Below are 21,076 nucleotides of genomic sequence, written 5' to 3' on the forward strand. Positions count from 1 at the left end.
CATCACTCGTGACCGCGAGTTCCGCATCCGGCATGACCGGATCGACAGCGACGGACAAGTAACGCTGAGGCACGACGGAAGACTGCGTCACGTAGGTGCGCGGAAAATACACAGGAGAAAGAAAAACGTGATGCTCATCGACACCGAAGAAGTGACGGTGATGGACGCAGAAACCTCAGAAGTGCTCAGCCGCCACGTTATCGATCCCAGCAAATTCTATTGGCCCGACAAACAGAAATCCCCCGGCCGATGGCCGAGGGAATCTGATAACTATTTGTAAAGCATGTCGTAACTCATCTGTAGATGATGTTACGACCCTTCACTTTTGTGGCGGGGAGAGGATTTGAACCTCTGACCTCCGGGTTATGAGCCCGGCGAGCTACCGAACTGCTCCACCCCGCGTCGGTAAATACAACATTACCAACTGATGAACTCAATAGCCAATCGAGCCAAGTGACCTTGATCGCAGGCCGCATTCGACCTTGGCTCGAAGGAACCCTCCACCCCAGATCCGAAACCGACTTAGGAATTCATCGCCCCTCGCGACAAAATTAATCTCGACAAACCCAGGCAGATTAAAACCGTCAATTACCGGTGGCAATCGACCACAATTCAATTCCGGACCGAGGCCGCAATTTGGTCCAGATATACAAAATTTGGTCCAGATATACAAAAATGGAGACCCTCGCGGATCTCCATTTTCGACTTTCGTGGCGGGGAGAGGATTTGAACCTCTGACCTCCGGGTTATGAGCCCGGCGAGCTACCGAACTGCTCCACCCCGCGATGACTAGACAATTCTTGCATCATCGCGGAGCGAAAGCAAATCGAGAGCCCCGTTCCCTGTTACCCCTCGGAGCCTTCGCTGGGTGCCGAAGGCTGTGGAGTCTCAGAGGAGCCGCTATCGTCCAGCTTCACTTCCCCGTCAACTTCGGTCCCGTTGATCGCCGCGTCGGCTTCCACAGCACGGTCCAAGGCATTCTGCAGCTGCTTCTGAGCCTCGCCGTAAGCTGCGAAGTCACCCTTGGCCAGCGCTTCCTGACCCTTCTTGATGGCCGCGTTAGCATCAGAAAGGGCAGTGGACAGCTTCTGTTCGTTGGACTGGCTTGGTGCCTTTTCCCCCTCTGGGCTGTCACCCGGTGAAACACCTTCTGTTTCACCGGTTACAGCACCCGAGTTGCCGCCAAATACTTCGTCCAGTGCTTCAGCCAATGTATCGGCGAAGCCAACCTGGTCACCGAAGGACACCAGAACCTTGCGCAGGGTCGGGTAGCTGGTCTGGCCTGAGGACTGGACGTAGACAGGCTGGACGTAAAGGATACCGCCTCCAACAGGCAAGGACAGCAAGTTGCCGTTCTTGACCTCGGAGGCGCCCTGGCGCAGCAGGTTCAGCTCCTGCGTGACGCGTGTATTCGTGTCGAAGTTCTGCTGGGCCTGGCCTGGGCCTGGAACTGCTGTGTCTCGTGGCAGTTCCAGCAGCCTGAGCTTGCCGTAGTCTTCGGACTTCACGCCGGCTTTTGAACCAGCGTCAGCTGATGCCGATAGGAAACCGAACAAGACGTTGCGCTGTTGCCCGTTGGAAGCTGCGGCGGGAATGAATGTCGAGGTCAGGGAGAAGCTGGCTTCGTCCTGGGTCGGCATCTTGAGCGACATGAAATATGGTGGCTGCTTGACTCCGGCGGTCGACGAGGTCGGGTCGTCAGGGACGGCCCAGGCGTCATTCGACTCGTAGAAAGCATCCGGGTTATCCACGTGGTACGTCGTAAGCACTTCACGCTGCACCTTGAACAGGTCCTCTGGGTAGCGGACGTGCTCAATCAGATCAGCGGACATATCCGTCAACGGCTTGTACGAGGTCGGGAAGACCTTCTGCCACGACTTCAAAATCGGATCCTCGGTGTCCCAGGCGTACAACTTCACCGATCCGTCATAGGCGTCAACTGTCGCCTTAACCGAGTTCCTCAAGTAGTTGACCCGACCGGTCATGGACAGGTCCTGGGCATTAGTCAGAGAGTCGGTAACGGCCGAGTCCAACTGCTTTTGCTGCGAATACGGAAAGTCGTTGGAGGTAGTGTAGCCATCGACGATCCATTGCACACGGCCATCAACGATCGCTGGGTATGCGCTGGAGTCCAGAGTCAGGTATGGAGCTACCTTGCTAACGCGGTCCCGGGGGTCACGGTCGTAGAGAATCTGCGATTCGGAATTGACCTGCTGGGAGAGCAGAAGGTCAGTTGAAGCGAACTTCAAGGCGTAGACCAAGCGGTTGAACATGTTGCCAACGTTGGGTCCGCCCTCACCGGTAAAGGTGTAGCGCGTGTCCTGGTTCTCGCCGCCGGTACCGGGACGGTCAAGCTCCTGGTCCGTCCAGCCTTCATCCGGCCCACCAACAACAGAGTACTCCGGTGAGTTCTCGCCAAAGTAAATGCGTGGCTCGTAGTCCTTGTCGCTGATCAAGTCACCTGAGGTTGGAATACCGCCCAACATGAAATCAGGTCGGCCGCCAGCGGCAACTCGATTGCCGTAGGCAGCGACAAGTCCATAACCGTGCGTGTAGTTGATGTGCTGGTTGACCCAGGTATCGGACGGGTCGACGTTCACTTCACGTGCCGCGATCACGGTGTCTTCTACCTTGCCGTCGATTTTGTAGCGGTCGACGTTCAAGTTCTTGGGGAACGTATAGTACCCGCGGAACTGCTGAAGCTGCGCGAAGGCGGTGGAGACCAGGTTCGGGTCCAACAAGCGAATATTGGCAGTGGTTGCGGTTTCCTCGGCCAGGGCATTTTTCTCGGTGGAGATCTTGGCGTCGTAGTCGGTGACTTCAACATCATCCAGGCCATAGGCCAAGCGAGTCATTTCGATGTTTCGATCGATATAGTCTCGTTCAAGTTCTCGCTGCGAAGGCACTACCTGGTACTGCTGCACCAGGAATGGGTAGACACCGCTGACCACGATCATCGTGACGACCAGCATCGCCGTACCGATCAGGGGAATCCTCCAGCGCCCATTGAACGCGGCAATGGCAAAGGTGATTGCGATCAGGATGGCGATAATGGCCAGAATCATCCGTGCAGGGATGACTGCGTGGACATCCTTGTAAAGGGCGCCTGCAACACGTCCAGACTGGTCGGTCAGCGTCTCATACTGGCCGATCCAGAAGTTGGCTGCCTGCAGAAGCAGGAAGACCGCAACGACGATAGCGGTATGAACCCGGGCTGCCTTGCCCACGGTGATGCCGCCACGTTCTTCGACACGAATGCCGCCGTAGAGGTAATGGGTCAGCAATCCGGCAACTCCGCTCAAGAGCACCACTGAAACGAGGAACCCGATAATGAGCGCGATAAACGGCAACGAGAAGATGAAGAAGCTCAAGTCCAAGTTGAACTGGGGGTCGTTATTCCCGAAAGGCGTCTGGTTGAAGAACAGCAGGACGGTCTGCCACTGGCCGGCAACTGCCACGGCGGCAAAGATTCCGACAACCAGCGGAATGCCCACCATGAGGAAACGGCGAATAGGCTCCAGCTGAGATTGGTAGCGGGACATGGAATCTTGCTGATTCGCATTCGGCGCGTATACCGGCCGGTGCTTGTAGGCGCTGCGCATCGAGAACCACATAGGCACAGCCATCAACACCAAGGCAATGGCGAAGATGATTAATTTGGCGACGCGTTCAGTCCAGTAGACCTGCGAGAATCCCAGCTGGTTAAACCAGAGGATATCTGCATAAAAGTTAGACAAGAAAACGAAGACCGCGACCAAAATAACCACCGCAAAGATGGTCAATGTCAGTGGCGACACCTTCTTGCCAGATGGGCTGGCAGGCCTCTGCGGTTCACGAGGCCTTGGCGGGCCTCCGAACGGACTATCCGATCCGTATGACACTATCTATTCCTTACCTTGGGTTCTCTCCGCTGTTGCCATCGGAGGAACTCGTGTACCTAATTCTTAGACGAGCGAGTACAAGCTTTGATTGCTGCGTCACATTCTTCCCCTGACGCTGGGCTAAATCTATTCACATGTCGAGAAGTCCGCTGGGCTTTCTCCGTCCGCGATTTTTGTCAGCGCTGTCCGAGCTTGTGAGAGCGTTGATATCTTCAGGACGTTCAACCCTTCGGGGACTCTTCCCACGACCTCGTTGCAGTTGTCCGCAGGTGCCAGGAAAATGGTCGCGCCCGCATTTTTCGCGGCAACCATTTTCTGGGCTATGCCTCCGATCGGACCAACATTCCCTTCAGCCGAGATCTCCCCCGTGCCTGCAACATGGTGATTTCCTGCCAACGAGCCTTCGGTCAGCCGATCAATAATGCCCAAGGCAAACATCATTCCCGCGCTGGGCCCGCCCACATTCTGCAGCCCAAATTGAACGTCTATGGGAAACTTGTGTTCGGTACTCAGGTAGATGCCCAGCTGGCGTTCGCCGTCGGCTTCGCCGGTTGTCACTGGGACAACGACTTCCTTGTAGTTGCCTTGCTTGTCCTTGCGGCCAACGGTGAGTTCTGCTGGCTTCTCCCCATTGGCATTGAGCGACTTCTTCAGCTCGTCCAGGGAGACGATTTCTTTTCCGTTGTATTTCAGAAGGCGATCGCCCTTTTCCAACGACTTGCTGTTGGCATCAGACGAAAAGTCCGCGACGGTAAGCCAAGTTTTGAAGTCATAGCCGAGTTCTGTAAGTGCCGCGGCAATTGCCAGATCCTGGGATGAGGTCATCATCTGATCGTTCTGCTCATTTTGTTGCTGCGTTGACGTGTTGCGAGAAATGATCGTCTCTTCAGGCACAACGTCCTTGGCAGGATTGAGCAATGCTTCAAGAACTACCGGAATCGTGACCCGGTTCTGCCCTCCGCCTTGGACATAAATGGTCAAGAGGTCTAATTCGCTCTGCGAGGGGTACGTCTTGTCCCCCTCAATCGAAATGACGTCTTTCCCGTTGTCCTCGTCTTTGCCCAGGGTGTTGAAGACTGGGCCGGGAGAACGAATCATGAAGTTTGTCGGCAGGAACAGCATGACGCCAATGAGCAGCAGTGCGAGAACGCCAGCACTGGTTCGTTTAATGGCTTTGGAACCTTGGGGTGCTCGGCCAAATTCGCCGACCACTTTCATCGAGTCCTGTGGTTCCCGTTCGTGCACTGATCTTGCTCCCGCCAACTATCAAAAAAGATGCGGATCCGTCCTTGCGAACTTCACCACTCTTAGCCTACTGAAGCTTGAGCTCTAAAGGCATCAGCAAGAAGGCGTATTCAGTGTGCCGAAAGCGAACTGTCGCCCAGATTCATGGGAACTAATTGCAAGGCACGGTAGTTTTAAAGGCATGGCACAGAACCCCCCGAATAACCGCCCCAACGGCGACGACGACGATAACAATCAGCAGGATCCTTTTTCTGCCATGTTTGGTCAGCTCTTCGGTGGCGGATTTGATCCCAACAATCTTCCTCCGCAACTTCGCGATGCGCTAGGCGCCCAGGGTGACCCCGAAGCGATGCAAAAGATAATGCAGCAGGCACAAGCAATGATGTCGGCCATGATGAGCAACAATGCTTCATCGGGTCCGGTGAACTGGAAGCTTGCCTCCGATACCGCGCTTCAGGCGTACGCCAGCGACGATCCAGCCGTGTCAGAATCACGTCAGAGCGCAATCAACGACGCTTCGAACCTGGCCGACCTTTGGCTGAATAACTCAACGTCTTTCGAATCCAATGGCTTGGTGACCGAAGCGTGGACGCGCAAGCGCTGGTACGACAAGACCTTGGCAACCTGGAAACAGGTCACCGAGCCAGTTGCCGAATCAGTGGCAACAGCGATCACCGCCGCCATGAAAGAACAAATCCCTGAAGAGATGAAGGGAATGCTCGGCAATTCCGATGGCATGTTCCGCAATCTGGGTGCCAGCATGTTCGGCATGCAACTGGGCACCGCCCTTGGCGGATTGGCAACGGATGTTCTTGGTGGCACCGACATTGGCCTTCCGTTGGCCGGCAGCACCCCCGGAATCATCGCCACCAACGTGGCGAAGTTTGGCGAGGGCCTGGAAATCCCAGAGCAGGAAGTGCTGCTCTATGTCATCCTTCGAGAGAATGCACATGCACGACTGTTCAATCGTGTTCCGTGGCTGAGTTCAAAGCTTATCGGCGCTGTTGAATCCTATGCTCGCGGCATTCACATCGACATGTCTCGAATTGAAGAAGCCGTTCGCGACATCGACCCTTCAAATCCTGAAGCCCTGCAGTCCATGCTGGGTGAAGGACTATTCGCCCCGCAGCGCACGCCGGAACAAGATAAGGCGCTCGAGAACCTTGAGCTAACCCTTGCTCTCATTGAAGGCTGGGTCGACCACGTAGTGTCCCTGGCAGCGGCGAATCTTCCGTTTGCCGAGCACCTGCGGGAGACCATGCGTCGGCGCAGAGCATCGGGCGGGCCCGCAGAGTCAGCTTTTGCCTCGCTAGTCGGCTTGGAGCTACGCCCTCGAAAGCTGCGTGAAGCAGCAGCCCTCTGGCAACACCTTAACGACGAGCGCGGCATCGATGGACGCGACGCCGTCTGGGATCACCCGGATCTCATGCCAACGCATGAAGATCTCAAAGATCCGACGACTTTCACTCAGCGTCGCGAGTTGGCGGATACCGAATTCGACGACTTTGATGTTGCCTTGGGAAAATTGCTGTCCGGTGGGTTCGACAATGTTGATCCCGAGAATGACGGCGCGGACCCGGAAAAGCCGACGGATCCGAATTCATCTGGAGACCCAGAGAAATAATCACCAGATCCAAGCAGTGGGGAGGAACGCAGTTGCGTTCCTCCCCACCGCTGTTTCAATTGCCACTATTCGGCGTCTTCGCCAAAACCATCGAGCTCGTCTATTGGCCCGCCTAGCTCCTTGGCATGAGAGTTGTAGCCAACGTGGAAAGCCTCAAGATACAAATCCGCTTCCGAACGCCGCGGAAATCTGTTGAGCAATTTCTGAAATTCAGGCCCATGTCCCGAACGTGGCGCTACCAGATGGGCCAATTCATGAACCAGGACATAGTCGCGGACCCATGAGGGCATTTGCTGGAGCTTTGACGAGAGCCTAATGCTTCTCTGCTGGTAGGAAGCTGATCCCCACCGCTTATTTTGGTTGGTAACCCATCGCACCGTTGTTGGCGAAGCCGAGCCGTCAAAGAAGTGCTGGTCCAGTTCGTGGGCCCTGCGTCCTAGCTCGGTGTCGGTATGCCCGGCATTTCGTCGTTGTCGACTTTGCCGGAATTTTTTGAGCATCTCATCAACGAACGAACGCTCAGTTTTCTCATCAAGCGCGGCTGGAACCTGGATAATCAAGGTTTCGTCGCGCCACTGCGAAGAGATGGTCTTTCGGCGCTTGGTGGAACGCACGACCCGCACCGGAATATCGTCATGGGCGACGAATTCAAAAATACTCGGTGAAACAGGCATTGAGCTGTACTCCTCACACACATGGTCAGTCGGATTCATGCTGCTTGCTGGCGCTTGAGCAGCTAGCCCCACGTTAAGGCTGAGGTGTCGGCAAGCAGCCCACCTCAACGCGGCATGTGAACAACTTCTATCCCCGGTGGGATTCAAGAACAGCTAGTACCGCTTCCCCATAGCGTTCGAGCTTGCTGCGCCCGACTCCCGCAATTTTCGATAGCCCCTGTTTGGAGCCAGGTTGATGTTCAGCAATGGACATCAGAGTGGCGTCAGTGAAAATGACGAAAGCCGGGACCGAATTTGAGCGGGCCACTTCGGATCGCCAGGTGCGCAAGGTATCGAACAAGGCCTCATCATAGGCAGCTGGGCAGGACGCGCAGCGCTTCAGCTTGCGTTCTTTTGCACTAGCCAAGAACGAACCGCAGTTGGAACAAACGGCCGGAATTAGCTTGTGTTCACGTTTCTTATAGGTAGTTTGCTGTCGGCTGCTAGCCTGGCGAACTGACTTGATCCCATCCAGGAAGCGAGAGGGGTAGCGATGCGCCCTTCCGCCCGGAGTGCGCGCTAGCGACCAAGACAGGAATAGATGCTTCCGAGCACGGGTAATGCCCACATAGAGCAGGCGGCGTTCTTCGTCAAAACCAGCCTGGTCCTTGGCATAGGAAATGGGTACCAGTCCCTCGCTGAGTCCAACGAGGAACACAGCATCCCATTCCAGGCCCTTGGCTGCGTGGAATGAAGCCAAAGTGACGCCATCCAGCGTGGGCGCATGCTGGATCGCTGCGCGATCTTCAAGTTCCTTAACCACGTCGTGCAAGGTCGCTTCAGTGCCCTGCTCAATTTTGAATGCAACGACTTCATCAGCCAGGCGCACCAGAGCGGACAATGATTCCCACCGTTGCCGGACGGCGCCGGTACCTCCGCTGGGAGCATTCGCCGAATAGCCATGCGAGGAAAGCACGTCTCGAACTAATTGCGGCACCGAGGTTTCGGCAGCAACGCTCAAGGCCGCCCGCAGGGCCAGCATTCCTTCTTTGACTTCTCGGCGGGAGAAGAACCGCTCTGCACCGCGCATGACATACGGAATCGAATGTGCGGCGAGCGCTTGTTCGAAAGCCTGAGACTGCCCGTTTGTGCGGTAGAGAATGGCAATCTCAGAGATGTCTTGCCCCTCTCCCCGCAGCTTCTTGATGCGCTGGGCAACTTCCTCTGCCTCGTTCTCATCGTCCCTGGCTTCAAAGAAATCCGGGTTTGGACCATGGTCGCGTTGTGCAATCAATTCCAGGGGCTCAGGCCAAGTGACGTTTCGATCCGGAACGGAGGACTCAATTCGCCGAGTCGAAAGCACCTTGTTGGCGAGGTTCACGACTTCGGGGGTGGAGCGGTAGTCCCGGACGAGCTTGACCACCTTGGCTTCCGGAAAACGCGTACCAAAGTTCAGCAGGAAGTCAGGGCGCGCACCGGTGAACGAGTAAATCGTCTGCGAAGCATCACCAACAACGCACAATTCATTTCGTTGCCCCAACCACAGATCGAGCAGCCGTTGTTGCAATGGAGAAACATCCTGGTATTCGTCCACAACGAAGTGACGATATTGCTGGCGGACATGTGCAGCTACCTTCTCGTTGTCTTCGAGAATGGCAATGGTCAGCAGGAGCACGTCTTCGAAATCGATAACCCCTCGGTCATCTTTGAGTTCTTCGTAGGTTTGGAAAATCCTCGCCATGCTTACCGGCTCCAGGCCATTGGGCATCTCACGAGTTGGGGCGATTTTCGCATAGCTTTCCGGGGTGTGCATCGACACCTTGGCCCATTCAATTTCTGCCGCGAGATCACGCACCATGGCGCGGTCGCTGGAAATACGCAGTCGGCGGGCAGCCTCTGCAATCAACGGGGCCTTATGCTCAACCAGATTTGGCAAAGTACCGCCAATGGCCTGCGGCCAAAAGTACTGCAGCTGGCGCAGCGCGGCCGCGTGGAAGGTTCTGGTCTGAACACCCGGCGCACCGAGCTGGCGTAAACGGGTCCGCATTTCTGCGGCAGCACGGGTCGTAAAGGTCAATGCAAGAACACTCGAGGGATTGTAAATACCCGTGTGCACTCCGTGCGCAATACGGTGGGTAATGGCCCGGGTTTTACCCGTGCCTGCGCCGGCCAGAATACACAATGGACCGCTGAGCGTTTCAGCTGCTTGCCGTTGTTCAGCGTCCAGTCCCGCCAGCAAATCCTGTACTGGTGGAGCATCGTGTTCTGTCACTTGTTTAGGGCCTCCGGAAGGGGTTCTCCGTACCAACTACGGATCAACGCATGTGCTATTGAAACGCCACGCGGTATGTCTATTGTTCCTGATTCCAGGGCAAGACGCAGATCCTCTCGGCTGAACCAGCGCAGATCCTTGATCTCGGCCCCATCAGGAATCAATTCTTCGCTGATAGCTTCAGCCGCAAAACCGAGCATCAGGGAACGCGGCAATGGCCAAGGCTGGGAGCCGCGGTAGGCCACGTCGCCTACATGGACACCAGATTCTTCAAAGATTTCTCGCCGAACCGCTGATTCCAGCGACTCCCCTGCTTCGACGAAGCCGGCGAGCACCGAATACATGTGCGTTCTAAAAGTGGCGTTGGCACCCAGCAATATGCGGTCGTGGCGGTCAATCACCGATGCGATAATCGCAGGATCGGTCCGGGGAAATAGCTCATGGTCATTCAAAACGCAGCGCTGTCCCCACCCAAAGGTTGAGGACCGGACCTCCGAACCACACTGCGGGCAGAATCGTTCAGAGCGGATCCAGTTGGAGATTGCCTGTGCTTCAACCAACAGCTCGGCTTGGACTTCGGAGAGGAACGTGAAGGCCTCACGCAGAGAAATCCAGCGCTCAATATCCGCATTCGAATAGTTTTCTGCGTCGACAATGGCCAAAACGTAATCGCTCGAGCCGGATGTGCCGAGATAAACCAGGCGATCAGAATCATGGGCCACGTAACTGGGCCCGTCCACAAAGTACAGTTCCATGCCGCAGGCGGCAGCGCCAAGATCGGAAATCAGCATGACCTTGGTGGAATTCATGGAAAGTTTCTCGCCAAGCAACTCCGGGTTCGGCCGTTCAGTGAGCGGACGCGAAATAAGCGACTGCGCAAAAGGTAGTCCCGTGATTGGAGTTTGATAGTTCTCTGCCAAAGCCATACTTCTAACTTAGTGCACTTGCCCCATCGCTCTCCTGTTTCAAACCGGGTGTGGATAGCCACGTTCGGCGAATTTTCACGTCAAGCCTGAACATTGCCGGTGAATCCCACCATATTCTGTGCGTCATTCAGCCTCTAAGGTCACGATCTCGCATACGGTGGAACATGTGAAACGCTCTGCCATGGAACTCGCCGCAATTGCCACCGCCGCCGTACCCGGATTAGCTCCGGTTGGTTTTGCGGCATTGTCAGACGACGCAGAAGATTTTGATTCAGCACTAATTGTCGACGCCCTCAAGCACCGGTGGCGTGTTCGCTCGCCGCGGCACGATGAGGCAAGCATGCGATTGGAAGCGGAGCTTTCCGCCCTGCGCGCGTTCTCGGCCAAAGTTCGGGCCTCGCTGCCATTTGCTCTTCCTTCGGTAGCGGGAACTGTCCGCCAGGGCTCACTGCGTACCTTCGTGTACAAGGACATGCCAGGACACGTTCCTGCCTTGGATGAGCTGGTTGACGAGGGCAGCAACTTGGCCAAGGCGCTGGGCCAGTGCATGGCGGCCATTCACCAGATCCCAGATGAAGCTGTGGAAGTGGCCGGCCTGCCGACCTACACCGCAGATGAAGTACGCCAGCGCAAGCTCAATGAACTCGATACCGCGGCGGCTACCGGCAAGGTGCCCAGCAGGCTGTTGCGCCGCTGGGAGCACGCCATGGAAGATGTTGCGCTGTGGCGGTTTAACGCATCCGTAGTGCACGGCGACTTCGATGAAGAGCAGCTGCAAATTTCTCACTCAAGCATTACTGCTGTTAAGGGATGGACCGACTTGCATGTTGGCGACCCGGCAGATGATTTTGCCTGGCTCTCGTCTATCGAAGACCAGAAGTTCACGGACCGTGTTTTTGAATCGTATGTCGAAGCCCGCGGCAAGGCCGCCGATCCACACATCATGCGCCGTGCCGCGCTGGCCGCAGAATTCGCTCTGGCGCAGTGGCTCGTCAAGTCGCTTGACTCCAAGGATCCACAGCGCATCGCCGAAGCTGATGAGATGCTCCAAGAGCTTGACCACAATATTGCCGAGTTCGGCGGGCAGCCTCTGTCAGTCGTCGAGGCGCCACGTCCCCTGGCTCCGCAGAGCAGCGCACCAGGGCCCAAGCCATCCGACGCGGACAAGGAAACTCCCGTAGCACCGAAGCCCGCCCCGCTTCCATCGGCGGGTTCGACCGCACCCCGGATTAATACGGCAAAGGTCACTGCCTTGTCGGACCAGGCAACGGATTCGGGCAATTCGCCATCTGCTGTGGCTGCGGGCCCCGAAGCGCCAGCCAAGGGCTCGGACGATGACGTGGAGCCTTCGCTGGCTCCGCATGCAGGCAAGGGCGCAGAAGACACCAAGCCCAAGGTCGAGTCGAATATCGAGTCCGGCGAAAAGCCGCCCGCGCCCAAGCCTCAAGAAGAGCCGAGTGCCTCGAAGACTGAAGCCGGCACAGCGAAACGCAAGGAAGACCAGGACGGCGCCGCAAAGTAACCCTCCGGGTTGCTTTGCGGCGCCAGCTGCCTCAGCCTTCCAGCTGTTCGAAGGCGCTCGATATCATCTGCTCCAGCTCGGCTTCATCCGACAGGTGCTCCGCACGCACCGTCACGCCGGCAGCAACATAATAGAAAGCTGCCTTGATGTCTTCCAGCGCAATTGAGTGCAGCCGGGACCATCCCAACCGGTACACCGCAAGCTGGACAAGCTTGCTCTTCAAGTCCTTGCCATGAGGGACTCTTCCAGTCTTCCAGTCAAGCAGCAGCCATGTGCCATCGTCCATCTGGAAGACTGCATCGATCCTGCCTCGCACTGCCACCGGGCCGACGCGCGTTTCCAACGGAACTTCCACATAGGCTGGTTGCAACTGGGCCCATTCGCTGGCCAGGAATGCTTCCTTCATTGATTCCAGGTCCAAGGCTTCATCAAGATAGCTGTCGGCCGGCTCGACAAGATCGCCCAGATCCAGCATCGAGGTCTTTTCGTAGAATTCCTCAATCCACGCGTGGAAGGCCGTGCCGCGTCGCGCAGCAAGTCCAGGCCGCCTTGGCACCGGACGGCGAAGATTCTCCAGTACCGACACCGGGTCCTCAGCCAATTCGACAAACAGCGAAGCACGCACATGTTCTGGTGCTTCAACGGCTCGTTCGCGATTGCCGAGGAAGGCACGCTGAGCGAGAAGCTTGTGCGCTTCTTCCGCCCATTGCTGGCCTTCGGTGGTTATCGGCTGGCTGCCGGGGTCTGCGCTGAGCACATCGTCGGCGATTTCCTGGATCACTGCGCGTCGCGAATACGCAAGTTCCTTGTTTTTGATTGCTCCAGTGATCCGAGGGCCTTCCAGCGGGTCGTAGGGCCACAAGGCTTCCAGAGGAGTCAGCCGGTTGGGGTTCTGCTCTGGCGCCTCGTCGTCCTCTACCCAGAGTCCAATTTCAGCTTTTGCCCCAGGGCCCTGGGCCAGCGGCAGCAGCGCGGAGAAGAACTCGGACGCTTCGGTGGGTTTGCTTCGCGTTGCGGTCCAGATGCTGCTGCTGCAAATGAGCAGCGATTTGGCACGCGTGACCGCAACGTACGCCAATCGGCGTTCCTCTGCAATGTGGTGGTCCTCGACGTGATCCTTGAACAGGGATTCAGCTTCCAATAGCTCCTTGAGCGCTGGCTGGTCGGTGTCCCACTGTGGCAGATCTTTGGCGTCGCCGCGCAAAGGCCAAGGCAGGGCCTTGTCGCCGCTGGTCCATCGGTCGGACTGCGAGCCGGGGAATACCCCGTCGTTTAATGACATGACGGCGACGGTGTCCCACTCCAGGCCCTTTGAAGCGTGGACCGTCAGCAGCTGCACGGCTTCTGGATCAGCATCCTCGCTGGGAAGCGGCAAGCCCTTTTCCTTTTCGGCCGCTTGCTCCAGCCACATCAGGAAGCCGGCCAGCTCAACGCGCGGAGCGTTGCGGCAGTACTCGCGGGCGACGTCGGCAAAGGCATCAAGGTTGGCTCGCGAGGCATCGCGGTCCACCCAGGGTCGAACAGCAACCTCGATATCGAGATTCATGGACCGTTCAACTTCGCGGATCAGCGTTTCCAGATCATCATTGGCCATGAGCCGCAGGCTGGCCAGCTCGTCTTTGAGCGCTGTGAGCCGGCGCCGGGCCTCTGCACTCAAGCTTCGGCCATCGGAGCTGCTCCAGCCCTCGGATGGCAAGAAGTCCAGTGCTTCAATAAGGCTGGCCGCATCATTGAGTTCTGCTCGGGCCGATTCGACAACTTCAGCGTCAAGGCCGCCATCGGCCGCGGCTGCCTTGGAATTCAGCCCATGGGAGCGACGCCGTTCGAGCTGGCGTGACCAGTCGGCGAATGCCGCGAGATCGGCAGTGCCGATGCGCCATCGTGCTCCGGAGAGCAGGCGCATCAGCTTGTCTGATCGAAGTGGATCCACCAGCACGTGCAGGCAAGCAACAAGATCGGCCACCTCCGCAGTGCTCAGCAGCCCGGATAGGCCCACCAGCTGGTAGCGCATGCCGCGCTCGGAAAGAACCTCGCCCATGATGCTCAACTGGCTGCGGTTGCGCGAGAGCACGGCGCTGGTTTTCGCGGCCTGCGGATCGTTCCGCTGCTCGGCGGCAATCAAGTCAGCGATGGCCTCGGCTTCCTGGCGAACCGTGGCACAGCGGTTGAGCACCACGCGCCCCGGCTGGGCAAAGGCGGAAGGTTCCAGTGGCTTAACGGTGACCGGCCCCGAATGGGCCGCTCCCCCGGCAGTGATCTGGTTGGCAGCGGCAAGCACGTTCACGGTATTGCGCCAGGCTATCGTCAGGTGCTTAACGTGGGCGATCTCGCGCTGTTCGCCGCGGACGATGGGAAAGGTTTCCGGGAACCTGAACAGCTGGCCTGCACTGGCCCCGCGGAACCCGTAGATCGATTGATTCGGATCGCCAACCGCGGTCACCGGATGGCCTTGGCCATAGAGCTGCGAGAACAACACCATCTGGGCATGGGAGGTGTCTTGGAATTCGTCGAGCAAGACCACCTGGTGGCTGGCGCGTTCGGCGAGCGCGGCCGCAGGGACTTCCTGTGCGATCCTCGCGGCGTGGGCGACGAGGTCGCCGTAGTCCATGACTCCCAATCGCTTTTTCTCGCGCCCGTATTCCTCGGCAAGTTCGGCGATGGTTGCCCTCGAGGCAAGCTTGTCGATGAGTTTCAGCGCTGCTTGCGTGGGAGCCTTGTCCTTCTCCGCATCCATGGGCAGTGCCCGCAATTTCAGGACCAGGTCGTCGATCCATTGATGTGCTTCGGGGACAACGGCCAGGTGCTCGGATGCTTCGGAACTGAAGGAGACGATGGCGTCGATGAGGGTGCTGCTCGCGCTGTTGAGGTGCTGGTAGTCCCCGGTGTATTTCTCCAGTACCGAATGCCCCAGCTGCCACGATTGGGCCGCGCCGAGCAAGGCGCTGTCTTCCTCCAGGCCGAGCCGAAGCCCGTAGTCCTGGACCAGGGTGTTGGCATAGGAGTGATAGGTGGACACCGCTGGGTCGAGGAAGTCGCGGGTATCCTCTTCGCTCAGCAGCCCGGTGGCCACCAGTTGTGCGATCTTGGCCCGGATTCGCAGCGACAGCTCCCCGGCGGCCTTGCGGGTAAAGGTCACGCCGAGGATCTGCTCGGGGCGCACCAGCTGGTTGGCTACCAGCCAGACGACCTTGTCCGCCATGGTTTTGGTTTTGCCAGAGCCGGCGCCGGCGATTACGAGCATCGGCTCGAGTGGAGCGGCAACAATCTCGGCTTGCTGCTCGGTGGGCGGGAACTTCTCGCCCAGGGCTATCGAGAGTTCTTGCGGGCTGTATTTGATGCTGCTCATGGTTCGGTGACCTGTCGTCCTTCGGCGCAAAGTGGGCAGATTTCCGGCAAGGTGCAGTTGCCCAGAATCCCCGAGGAACCGGCAACGTGGCGGGTAATGAATTCGCTATGCCCCATGAGGCTGGCAGCCTCCAGAATGAGGGTTTTCGCCCAGTCGTCCTCGGCCAGGGACGGTTGCTCCCTGATCGTGGGGCTTTTGGTATTGGTGCCAACGTAGACCAGCGATGCCCCGGCGGGCTGATCGGAAAGTCCGGCGGTGTCCGGGTTCTCCTGCAGCGCCCCTAGCTGGATGGCTGTTTGGTAGACGCCCAGCTGGGGGTGCTCCAGCGTGTCGCTTTTGCTTGGCGCCATGGAACCTGTTTTGAGGTCCACCACGGTGACCCTGCCGTTGGCGTCGGCCTCGACCCGGTCAATAATGCCTCGCAGCTGGACCTGCGTTCCATCAGGGGTGGGAACCTCGATTTGGAAGGGCATTTCACGGGCAACCAGTTCGCGGCCTTCTTGCCTCATGGCGATGCAGTATTGGGCGAACTTCTTGAGCATCAGGGTCGCCCGGTCAAAGTCGCGCTGCCCTTCCCAGTTATCCAATTTCTCCAGTTCCGGCCAGCGCTGCTCCAGGATCCGCTGGTACTCGGAACCGCTGGCTTCAGGGTGCTCTTCTGCTATGGAGTGAATCAGTGTGCCCAAGGACGCTGCAAAGTCATGCGCGGCCGTGCCACCGGCGCTTTGCACAAACCAATTCAGCGGGGACTTGACCAGCGTCTCGACCTTTGACGGTGAAACTCGTCGTGGCTGGTCCTCGGGAACCACCGGTGCGGTAGAAGACAACGGGAGCAAACCCCACCACTGCTCCGGATGGGCACCGCGCACCGGTTGCTGTGACGTGGCCAGCCGGGCCAGGACATTGACCGCGTCGCGATACTGCCCGACGGGGTCGGATCCCTCGGCAACCGGGATGGCGCCAAGCAGCGCGGCTTTGCTTGATTCGGCGGTATTGCGCAGCTGCGCCACAAGAGTTGGCAAGGAGCGTATGCGCGGCACCGCAGTAGTTGCCCGGCCCTCGGGCCCGGGCGGATCAACTAGATCCAGGAATGACGAGGGCTGGCTGTCTTCATTATCAACTGCGGTGCAGATCAGCTGTTCGGAAGCTCGCGACACCGCGTTGCTGAAACTGCGCAGCTCGTCGTTCCTGATCTGGCGCACCAGATGAGTTGGCGTGCGCGTGGCCAGGAATCCGATGCCGTGCTCGACAACGTCAGCTAGCGCGTTGGAGCCCAGCAGTTCGCCGCGCAAGCGCAGATTGGGCCACGATCCCTCTTGCAAACCGGGAATGAACACGATGGGCCATTCCTTGCCTGCGGCAGCTGCCGTGGTCAGCACGGTCACCATATGCCCGCCAGCGGCACGGGTGGCCAGGGAGTCCATCGGCAAGTCCTGACTCAGAATGTGCTCGATGAATTGGGGCACGCTGGCACCTGGCAGCTGGTCAACAAAGCGTTCAGCCGCTTGGAACAGCGAGAGCACCGCATCCAAGTCATGATCGGCCCGGCGCGCAGACGTTCCGGCGCCTAGCGCTTCCTCGCGCCAGGCTTGGGCCCGGCCGGAGGCTTCCCACATGGCCCAGAGCGCGGTCTCGGGGGTAGCAGTGCCACTGGCAAGCTCGGCATTCAGGGCTCCATACATTTTCAGCAGGCGTTGCAGCCCAAAGGCCGGCTTGCCAAGGTCTTGAGCCAGCTCGGGTTCCCGCAGGCAAGTTTCAAGAAGTTCCTGGCTGGAGCGGCGGCCGCCCTGGGCCGCCTCATGCTGGCGCAAAAGCTGGCGCAAGCGCCGGATTTCCAGTGCTGTGCTCATGCCGTAGCGGGATAGGAGCAGATTCTGCATCAGCAGCGGGTCATCAGCTGCCGAGTTGTTGAAAGCCAATTCCAGAAGGTCCAGCAGCGGGCGAACGGCTCCCTCGTCTTTGAGCGGGATTTCAGCCGGTGGCACTTGCACGGCGATCCCCTGCCCTTCAAGGAATCGGCTATAGGAACGAACCTGCGATCCGTTGCGAACCACGATGGCTATATCTGAAAGGCTCCGGTTTTCAAAGAGGCTCAACTGGACGATGCGCTGGGCGATGAATCGTTCTTCTAGCGTTGAATTCTCAAAAGCGAGTGCCTGGCATGCGTCATCATTGCCCGCCTGCCGCGGCTCAAGTGTTCTTCCCCGCAGTCCCGCGGCCAAAGGAACTCGTTGCACGATCCGTTCCCACGCCTTGGTGATCTGTGGCGGCATCCGGTAGCCATGGGCCAGTTCAAGCAATGTGGCTTCGGTGGTGCTCGTGTAATTCTGGGCGAAGCGATGCAGTTCGTCGGTACGGGCACCTCGGAATCCCTGAACCACGCTATCCGGTGCGGCGAAAGCCACCATGGGCCGGTCTTTGGCCAAGAGAGCCAAGAGCCGGTGTTGTGACAGCGTTGCTTCTTGAAGATCATCAACGAGGACCAGGGCTAGACGGTCCTGTTCGGCGTGGAGGAAGTCCGGGTGCTCTTCAAGCAATTCGGCGGCACGGGTAATGAGCCCGGCAGGGTCAAAGGCTTCCGCGCTGCCAAGGTCCAGCAGGTCGCGGTACTCCTGGTAGAAATGGGCGGCGGCAACCCATTCAGGCCTGGCAGCTTCTTCTCCACGCTGCTCGATATCGGCTGGTTCCAGTCCCAGCTCGGAAACACGGTCAAAGAATTCTCGGATCTCCTTGCGGAAACCACGAGTTTCTATAGCCAATTCCAATTCGCTGGGCCACTGCGGACCAGTGGTCAGGCCCGTGGCGTGCCCTTCGAGCAGGTTCCCGATGAGCGTGTCTTGCTCCGGCCCGGACAGCAGCCGCGGCGGCCTTTCCAGGAACGGCAAGAGCCCTTCTACGCGAGCTCGGCGGATGAGGTCAAAAGCGTAGGCGGACCAGGTGCGCACGACGGGCTCGGTGAAAGTTCGTTCGGCGCGGCGGCTCAAGTCATCGCGAATGGAAGCGGCGGTCAAGCGCGTGGGGGCAATAATCAACAGCGACTGCGGATCCAGTCCGGCGTCCAGGTGCGCGACGGCCGTGTTGATGAGGGCATTCGTCTTGCCGGTTCCTGGCGCACCGGCAACAAGCACCGGGCCACTTATCGTCCGAAGCTGATCCACGATGTCCTGCGCATCCGACCGTGCCTCATATCGCGTTTCATCCATGGTTATAGTTCATCATCCAATTCGGACATTTTGGGGTTGCCCAGTGACAGCCTGAGGATATCGATTTTCTCCCACTGCGACGGCGTGGGGTTCCAGCGGAGCTTCTTCATGTCTACTCGTCGACCCGGTTGTGCGAGTTGTTCGCTATCCCAGTGCTCGCTGGCTCTTGGACGGAGCGGTTCAGCAATATTTCCGTCGGCCCGCAACACGCGCCACCAGGGAGTTCCGCTGGGTGCAGCGGACATGGCTTTGCCTACCTGGCGTGGTCCGCCGCTGCCCAGGAGCTCGGCGATGTCGCCATAGCTGAGCACGGCACCTGGTGGAATCAGCTGGGCAAGTTGATATACGGCCTGAACGTAATCGAGCTGGCTTGGCGCTGCAGCATCTGTCATGGTCCTATTCTGCCAAGGAGCAGGCCTTGATCCACAACGGGCGCGTCTGGCCGTGGCAGTATCTTGATCTGCCTGTAGCGTTGTACCCATGAATGAATGGCACAAGGGCCTCGCAATTGGCTTTGACTTGGAAACTACCGGCGTCGACACCACCACTGCACGTATCGTGACCGCATCAGTTGTGCTGCTTGACGAACAAGGCAATGTGGTTAATCGCCGCGAGTGGCTGGTCAATCCGGAAGTTGAGATTCCTGAGGCGGCTACCGCAGTGCACGGGATCTCCACCGAGAAGGCCAGAGCAGAGGGCGCCCCGGCCAAGCAGTCGGTTCAAGAAATTCTGCAGCTGCTGATGTTCGCTTCTGAGCAATCGCCCATCGTGGCTTTTAACGCATCCTACGATTTTTCAGTGCTCTATCACGAGGCACTCAGGTACGACCTGCCGCCGTTCTTCCCGGGCAATGTCATTGATCCCTTCATCATCGACAAGCAGGTCGACAAGTTCCGCAAAGGCAAGCGCACCTTGGCGGCGGCGTGCGAGTTCTATGGCGTCGTCCTAGAAAACGCGCATACTTCCTTGGCCGATGCCATCGCCTGCGTGGCCGTCGCTCGGCAAATCGGAGAGCGCTACCCGCAGTTGCAGGTGGATCCTCAAGTACTTCATGGTTGGCAGATTGGCTGGGCGCGCGAGCAGGCTGAAAGCTTCCAAACTTACCTTCGGAAAACGAAACCAGATGCCGTTGTTGACGGCGCATGGCCGATCATGGAGGCGTAAGTCACAGGCACGCAAGACTCTGTGCCTGATATCACAACTTGGCTGGTCCCCGATGCGAGATTCCGCGGAAGTCAATAGTTCATGTTCTGTCACAAATCGAAGAATAATCTTCGAGCCGGACAGCTTGATGACTCCCAGCTAAGAATTTTAACCCGGTTTTCACACCCATTCGGGCGATTTTGTTCGATAATGGTTCAATGGAGGGTACTCTCTGTACCCAATGAGAACTAAAGGAACACGCCTAGTGATCACAGTCAGTGACCTGCGCAAGGTCTACCAGCAGGGCAGCAAGGATGTTGTTGCTCTTGATGGTGTCAGTCTTGAAGTCCCCACCGGGAAAATTCATGGCATCGTCGGACATTCCGGGGCTGGCAAGTCCACCCTTGTTCGTTGCTTGACCTTGCTTGACCAACCGACTTCCGGCACCGTATCCGTCAACGGAAAAGAACTGACTAATGTCAGCTCCGAGGAGCTGCGCAACGCTCGTCGTCGCATCGGCATGGTGTTCCAGCACGCTAATCTTTTTGATTCGCGTACGACCGAGCAGAACGTTGCCTACCCGTTGGAATTGGTTGGCACCCCGAAGGACCAGGTTGCCAGCAAGGTCGCCGAGCTATTGGAACTAGTCGGCCTCTCACAGTTCGCCAAGGCGTACCCTTCACAGCTTTCCGGCGGTCAGCGTCAACGTGTTGGCATCGCCCGCGCACTGACCACCGATCCGGATGTTTTGCTGTGCGATGAGCCAACCAGTGCTCTCGATCCGAAAACCACGGACGAAATTCTTGAACTGGTCAAGAAGCTGCGTGATCGCCTGAACATCACGGTGCTGATCATCACCCACGAAATGCACGTGGTGAAGCAGGCCTGCGACTCCGTTTCCCTGCTGGAAGGCGGAAAGATCGTCGAGCATGGCGACATCGAAGCCGTCATTACCAACGCTTCGGGACGCTTGGCTTCGACTTTGCTTCCGCTTCCTGGCGACGCGCCCCGCGCTGAAGGCTCAGGCCCGATCCTTGATCTGCTCTACACCGGCCAGCAGGCAACCGAGCCAGTGATATCCTCCTTGGCCCGCAAGTTCAACACTGATGTCAACGTCCTGGCCGGATCCGTCGAACAACTAGGTGAGCAGCAGTATGCACACCTGCGTCTGCAACTGACCGCGGACGCTGATTTGGAAGCTATCGTGAATCACTTGTCCTCCACCGGAATCGCAGTGACCGTGAAGGGAGCCAAGTAGATC

General features: G+C 58.1%; 12 protein-coding genes, 2 tRNA genes and 1 pseudogene. 5 read left to right on the plus strand and 10 right to left on the minus strand.

What is annotated here, in order from left to right:
* A pseudogene (locus tag H6F58_RS17995) lies at positions 1–280 on the plus strand (IS481 family transposase); the annotation flags it as partial.
* A 48-nt stretch (positions 281–328) separates the two neighbouring features.
* On the opposite strand, the gene H6F58_RS12755 reads toward H6F58_RS17995, so the two are convergent.
* The 4 genes from H6F58_RS12755 to H6F58_RS18425 all read right to left on the minus strand — a co-directional run bounded on the left by H6F58_RS12755 (position 329) and on the right by H6F58_RS18425 (position 5,126).
* Positions 329–402, minus strand: a tRNA-Met gene (locus tag H6F58_RS12755).
* A gap of 309 nt (positions 403–711) precedes the next feature.
* Positions 712–785, minus strand: a tRNA-Met gene (locus H6F58_RS12760).
* A gap of 60 nt (positions 786–845) precedes the next feature.
* Positions 846–3,797 carry a UPF0182 family protein gene (locus H6F58_RS12765; RefSeq protein ID WP_257745295.1) on the minus strand — a complete coding sequence of 984 codons (2,952 nt, stop codon included), beginning with the start codon at positions 3,795–3,797 and terminating at the stop codon, positions 846–848.
* A gap of 210 nt (positions 3,798–4,007) precedes the next feature.
* Entirely contained in the window at positions 4,008–5,126 is a 1,119-nt protein-coding gene (locus H6F58_RS18425) for a S16 family serine protease (protein WP_195181901.1), read from the minus strand.
* Between the two features lie 181 nt (positions 5,127–5,307).
* Between H6F58_RS18425 and H6F58_RS12775 the strand changes: the two genes are divergently transcribed.
* Positions 5,308–6,750: a zinc-dependent metalloprotease gene (locus tag H6F58_RS12775; protein ID WP_195181902.1), complete on the plus strand. Its 1,443-nt coding sequence runs from the start codon at positions 5,308–5,310 to the stop codon at positions 6,748–6,750.
* Positions 6,751–6,815: 65 nt separating this feature from the next.
* On the opposite strand, the gene H6F58_RS12780 is transcribed toward H6F58_RS12775, so the two are convergent.
* From H6F58_RS12780 to nudC, 3 genes are all read right to left on the minus strand, one after another.
* On the minus strand, positions 6,816–7,424 hold the full coding sequence (locus tag H6F58_RS12780; protein WP_195181903.1) for a M48 family metallopeptidase: 609 nt from the start codon (positions 7,422–7,424) through the stop codon (positions 6,816–6,818).
* Positions 7,425–7,551: 127 nt separating this feature from the next.
* On the minus strand, positions 7,552–9,675 hold the full coding sequence (locus H6F58_RS12785; protein ID WP_146275469.1) for an ATP-dependent DNA helicase UvrD2: 2,124 nt from the start codon (positions 9,673–9,675) through the stop codon (positions 7,552–7,554).
* On the minus strand, positions 9,672–10,484 hold the full coding sequence (nudC, locus tag H6F58_RS12790) for an NAD(+) diphosphatase (RefSeq protein ID WP_171919910.1): 813 nt from the start codon (positions 10,482–10,484) through the stop codon (positions 9,672–9,674). Before nudC ends, H6F58_RS12785 begins: the two co-directional genes overlap by 4 nt.
* A 298-nt stretch (positions 10,485–10,782) precedes the next feature.
* On the opposite strand from nudC, the gene H6F58_RS12795 reads away from it, so the two are divergent.
* Entirely contained in the window at positions 10,783–12,123 is a 1,341-nt protein-coding gene (locus tag H6F58_RS12795) for a phosphotransferase (protein WP_244652587.1), read from the plus strand.
* Between the two features lie 31 nt (positions 12,124–12,154).
* On the opposite strand, the gene H6F58_RS12800 is transcribed toward H6F58_RS12795, so the two are convergent.
* Genes H6F58_RS12800 through H6F58_RS12810 form a run of 3 tightly spaced genes read right to left on the minus strand, consistent with a single transcriptional unit; the run spans position 12,155 to position 19,064 of the window.
* A complete protein-coding gene (locus tag H6F58_RS12800; RefSeq protein WP_195181904.1) occupies positions 12,155–15,469 on the minus strand; it encodes an ATP-dependent DNA helicase in 3,315 nt (1,104 codons plus the stop codon).
* Complete coding sequence (locus H6F58_RS12805) at positions 15,466–18,672, minus strand: ATP-dependent DNA helicase (protein ID WP_206693684.1); 3,207 nt, start codon at positions 18,670–18,672, stop codon at positions 15,466–15,468. Before H6F58_RS12805 ends, H6F58_RS12800 begins: the two co-directional genes overlap by 4 nt.
* A gap of 2 nt (positions 18,673–18,674) precedes the next feature.
* The gene (locus H6F58_RS12810; RefSeq protein WP_146275477.1) at positions 18,675–19,064 is read right to left on the minus strand and encodes an MGMT family protein; all 390 of its coding nucleotides are present in this window, start codon (positions 19,062–19,064) and stop codon (positions 18,675–18,677) included.
* Positions 19,065–19,152: 88 nt separating this feature from the next.
* Between H6F58_RS12810 and H6F58_RS12815 the strand changes: the two genes are divergently transcribed.
* Entirely contained in the window at positions 19,153–19,836 is a 684-nt protein-coding gene (locus H6F58_RS12815; protein ID WP_146275479.1) for a 3'-5' exonuclease, read from the plus strand.
* Positions 19,837–20,080: 244 nt separating this feature from the next.
* Positions 20,081–21,073, plus strand: a complete 993-nt coding sequence (locus tag H6F58_RS12820; RefSeq protein ID WP_060702034.1) for an ATP-binding cassette domain-containing protein — start codon at positions 20,081–20,083, stop codon at positions 21,071–21,073.
* Positions 21,074–21,076 lie beyond the last annotated feature (3 nt).

Origin of the sequence: Glutamicibacter sp. FBE19, from assembly GCF_015524875.1 — a bacterium.
In the GTDB taxonomy this organism is placed as follows: domain Bacteria; phylum Actinomycetota; class Actinomycetes; order Actinomycetales; family Micrococcaceae; genus Glutamicibacter; species Glutamicibacter halophytocola.